The 1,021-nt window shown below is 69.1% G+C and carries 1 protein-coding gene and 1 pseudogene; both read right to left on the bottom strand.

Annotated elements, in window-relative coordinates:
- Positions 1-205: 205 nt before the first annotated feature.
- Positions 206-739, bottom strand: coding sequence for an ATP-binding protein (locus tag AB0G02_RS42210; RefSeq protein ID WP_360806803.1), 534 nt, complete (start codon positions 737-739; stop codon positions 206-208).
- 10 nt (positions 740-749) lie between these two features.
- Positions 750-1,021: pseudogene (locus AB0G02_RS42205) on the bottom strand (terminase large subunit); the annotation flags it as partial.

Raw genomic sequence — 1,021 nt, 5'->3', positions numbered from 1 at the left:
GGCGCTCCCCCGGAGCCCTGCCGGCCCCTCGCACCTTTCCGCCCACCCGCGTGTCCTACCTCCGGAACACCCGTGTGCTGACCGGAGCGTCATTCGGATCCCACCGACCGAGGCGGTGGTGCTGAAGGGTGATAACGATGCGGATGACCGCGGGTAGTCCGGTGAGGCAGCCGCGTAGCCAGCGGCGAAGATCACGCGGGAGGGATCAGCCGGTCAGCGAGGTGTTCGAGTGTCCGGATCGGCGGTCCAGGACTGCCCACACGGTCTTGCCGACGGCGTGGCGCACGGCTCCCCACTGTCGGCACAGCCGATCCACGAGCAGCATTCCGCGACCACGTGTCACGCGCACAGAGGACCGGCCCACTACCGGCACCTGTGGTGACAGGTCGGTCACCTCGATGCGGATCAGGCCGCAGGGGCGTCGCAGCCGGACGTGCAGCGGGTGTTGGCCGTGCTCGTAGGCGTTGCTCACCAGCTCGGACACGACCAGCTTCGTGTCGGTGATCTCGTCCTCGGCCAGATCCGCGAGCACTTCGCCGGCCCAGTGCCGTACCTCGGCCAGAGGAGGCACGTCATCGGTCAGTTCGAGCACCGGGGCTTCCGAAGGCCCGGAAGAGCGGGGTCTGGGGAGCTTCGAGGTGTCCTCACCGGCGGTCATGGTTGTCCTTCCTGCCGAGATCGTGCAGCGTGGTGATCTGGTACCCCCGCGGCCGATCGACAACACCGCCCCGGTGATCACCCGATGGGGTCTACCAACCCATCGCGACCGTGCGATGGGGCTTGTTCGGCTTCTGTCCGCGAAGTCTCCAGCCGCCTACCGCCATCGCGGCGGTGGGCACGGCGTCGATCGTCTTGCCGGTCTTGCCGCGCCCGGGCTCGTCGGGCCGGATGAGGTCGGGTTCGTCGGGTGGGTGGCGGACCTCGACGGAGTCGAAGCACCACTGGGCGACCGGCTTGCCGTGCTGCGACCAGCCGCGTGACCTGGTCGGGGCCACGACCTCGGTCACCCCTCGCCCGCATC

The sequence above is a fragment of the Actinosynnema sp. NPDC023658 genome (genome assembly GCF_040639995.1).
Lineage (GTDB): Bacteria > Actinomycetota > Actinomycetes > Mycobacteriales > Pseudonocardiaceae > Actinosynnema.
Note: the sequence above shows the minus strand (reverse complement) of the source record. Positions and strands in the feature narration are given on the sequence as shown.